This is a genomic window from Chitinimonas sp. JJ19 (genome assembly GCF_036961565.1).
GTDB lineage: Bacteria > Pseudomonadota > Gammaproteobacteria > Burkholderiales > Chitinimonadaceae > Chitinimonas.
In genome coordinates, this window is record NZ_JBAMDD010000031.1 from 1 (window position 1) to 3,643 (window position 3,643).

2 protein-coding genes are annotated in these 3,643 nt (G+C 65.7%); both read left to right on the forward strand.

Going from position 1 to position 3,643, the window contains the following annotated elements; genetic code table 11:
- The first annotated feature begins 187 nt into the window (after positions 1-187).
- Positions 188-2,518 (forward strand): DUF6531 domain-containing protein, encoded by a 2,331-nt coding sequence (locus tag V7714_RS20495; protein ID WP_335711394.1) that lies wholly within the window; start codon positions 188-190, stop codon positions 2,516-2,518.
- A 3-nt stretch (positions 2,519-2,521) separates the two neighbouring features.
- Positions 2,522-3,643, forward strand: a 1,122-nt coding sequence (locus tag V7714_RS20500; RefSeq protein ID WP_335711395.1) for a hypothetical protein, incomplete at its 3' end; no start/stop codon positions are given.

Genomic DNA, 3,643 nt, shown 5'->3' on the forward strand with positions numbered 1-3,643 from the left:
ATCGATGCCCTGCCCGACGTACCTGGCGCCGATTTACTGGCCCAGGCCGCCCGCGCCACCCTGGCCACTGCCCAGTTCAAGCCCCTGCCGGATACCGTCGCGCCGGGCGTAGCACTGGTTCGCATCACCGGCGAACTCGCATACTGATCCCGCCTGCTGCCCCGCCTCCTGAAGATTGAGTTCCCCCATGCGTGTCCTCCTCGCCCTACTGTCGCTAACACTCCTGCTGGGCGCCGCGCAGGCCGCTGTCCGGATTGACGAATGCAAGGAAGGCTATTGCTACCAATTCACCCCGCAACACTGGTTCGACCGAGGCGGCTGCTCTGGCGAGACCGCGGCAGAGGCCTTCGAACGCTGCCCCTTGCCCAAGCTGTCTGATCATATGCAGTTGCGGGCCCCAGAGACGTACGACCATGGCTGGGCTGTCAAACAGGATGCACTGGATAAGTCGAGCGGCATCACGGTCACACTGCGGTCAACCAGAGCGGAGTGCTACACCACGCAAGGCTGGACCAAGCGCCTCTCCAGCATCTTCCCGAACAACCCATACTACTGTTTCAAGCAAGCCCCCAAGTGCCCTGCCGGCCAATTCGTGGGGCTGGTCAGCTTCAGCTGCCGTACCCAATGCCCCGCCGGCCAGTATCTCGTCAAAGACAGCGGCTCACCCGGCCGCTGCGCCCCCTATCCCCCCGGCTCTGATGTCCGGGACGACGTCGATCCCGACATGGGCCCCACCTGCTACGCCGTGGGCAACCCCATCAACCCCGCCAACGGCAACAAGTACCAAGTTGAAACCGACCTGCCCTGGGCAGGCGGCGTAATCCGCCGCACCTACAACAGCCTCGCCGCCCTGGCCGGCCAGGATGACGGTATCGGCCTGGGTTGGAGCCTGGATGCCTTACCCCGCATCACCCGCGCCACCCGGCCAGTGGTAGGCGACAACAGACCCGCCGACCTCGACCCCGACTGGCGCTGGATGTCCGACGCCAACAGCGCCCTGAGCCCCCAATACTACCGCCTGACCATGCCCGACGGCGCCACCGTCGCCTTCAGCAGTGACGGCACGCTACGCGACAGCAGCAACAAATTCCAATTGAGGATCAACGTCTTCGCGGAACACATCACCGTCCAGACCAGCGACGGCGTCTATACCTTCAATACCCAAGGCCGCTTGCTGCAGCACATCGCCTATGGCGGCCCCATATTGGAATACAGCTATCATGAAGGCCGGCTGCTCGGTATCCGAGATGTCTATGGCCGTACCCTCATGGTCGACTATGCCGGCGAGCATCCCAACCGCATCGCCGGCTTCACCCGCGAAGACGGCGCCAAGGTTCGCTACCAATACGACGACCAGGGTCGTCTCACCCATGTCACCCGACCCGACGGCACCACCCGCCAGTACCTGTACGAGAAGGCCGACCAAGGCGACGTCAAGCTATCGCGGCTACTGACCGGCATCCTCGACGAGGATAGCCAGCGCTACGCCAGCTGGGGCTACTACGACGACGGCCGAGCCCGCACCGCCGAGCATGCCGGCGGCGCCGACAGGGTGATGCTCAGCTACCAGACGGATAGCCAACTGGGCACCGGCCGCCATACCGACGTCCTGCTACCGCTGGGCGGCACCGTGCGCTACACCTTCAAACCGTTGGGCCATCGCCTGCTGCTGGAACAGACCAGCCGCACCGCCGCCGTCGGCTGCCCAGCCGGCAACGGACGCTTCGGCTATGACGCGCGCGGCAACCTGCTCAACCATACCGACTACAAAGGCAATGTCACCCAATACCAGTACCACGCCGTGCGAGACCTGGAAATCAGCCGTACCGAAGGGATCGGCAGCCTGGGCGTCCGCACCACCAAAACCGCCTGGCACCCCGAGTTCCCCCGGCCGGTCAGCATAGAAACCCCCGCCCAGACCACCACCATGGAATACGACACCCGGCGCAACCTGCTGGTCCGCCGCATCACTGACACCCAGACCCGCGAAACCCGCAGCTGGCAGTACGGCTACAGTAACACCAACCAACTGGTCAGCCAGATCGACCCTGCCGGCCGCACCACCAGCTGGCACTACAACCACCAGGGCAACCTCACCGAAGTGACCGAACCCGGCGGCCTCAAGACCCAACTGGACGACTACAACGCCATCGGCCAGCCCGGCCGCATGGTCGAGCCGGATGGCATCGTCACCCGCTGGCAGTACGACCCCATGGGCCGCCTGCTCAGCAAGACCGTCGGCAGCCAGACCACCGGCTACCAATACCACCCCACCGGCCTGCTCAAACAAGTCACCGCCCCCGACGGCAGCTACATCAGCTACCGCTACGACCCCGCCCACCGGCTGATCCAGATCACCGACAGCCAAGGCAACCGCATCGACTACACCCTCGACGCCGCCGGCAACCGCACCCACGAAGCCATCAGCGACAACAGCGGCAGCCTGTCCGCCAACCTCGCCCGCATCACCCGCGACCTCGCCCCCAACACCCCCCGCCACGGCAGCCAAGGAGACTAAGCCATGCGACACCTCCTGCTCTGGCTCGCCCTCGCCACCCTCGCCACCGCCCCCCACGCCGCCACCACCTACACCATCAGCCGGGTCTACAACGCCCACGGCCAACTGCTGCAAGAACAGCAAGCCGACGGCACCACCCGCCTGTACAGCTACGACGCCAACGGCAACCTGCAAAACCACACCGACGCCCAAGGCCGCAGCCAATCCTACGGCTACGACGCCCTCAACCGCCTCGAAATCACCAGCAGCCCCCAGTTCGGCAGCACCCGCCGGCGCTACGACAGCCTCGACCAGCTCACCAGCATCACCGACCCCCGCGGCCTCACCACCCGCTACCAGCACAACGCCTTCGGCGAGCTGCTCAGCCAGACCAGCCCCGACAGTGGCACCACCAGCTACACCTATGGCCCCGACAGCCAACCCCTCACCCGCCAGGATGCACGCCAAGCCAGCCAATACCAGTACGACCCCCAAGGCCGGCTCACCCAGCGCACCGACGGCAGTATCGTCACCCAATACCAATACGGCAGCAGCGGCAGCGCCACCAACCGCCTGACCCACCTCAGCACCGGCAACGTCAGCCTGCAATGGCAATACCACCCCGACGGACAGGTCCAGACCCACAGCCAAACCCTGGGTCAGCACCAATTCAACACCCACTACCAGCACGATTCCGCCGGCCGCCTCACCCAACTGCGCTACCCCAGCGGCCGACTGGTGCACTACCGCCACGACGCCCAAGGCCGCATCAGCAGCATCCACACCCAAGGCAACGGCGATACCGACACCCAGGTAGTGATCGACAACGTCCAGTACCAACCCTTCGGCCCCGCCCGCAGCTGGCAATACGGCAACGGCCACAGCTACCGCCGCAACTACGACCAGAACGGCCGGATCAACGCCCTCACCCTGGGCGACATCCTCGTCACCCTCGGCTACGAAGCCGACCGGCTAGGGCAGCAGGAATGGGCCGGCGGCCTGTGGCAGCGACTGACCAGCCAGCAACGCGTCCCCGCCCAACCCAGCCGCTACCAATACGGTCTCAGCGGCCCCGGCGGCCTCGCCCGCCACAGCCAGGGCAGCGCCACCACCACCTGGCAGCAAGACCTGAACGGCAACCGCGTG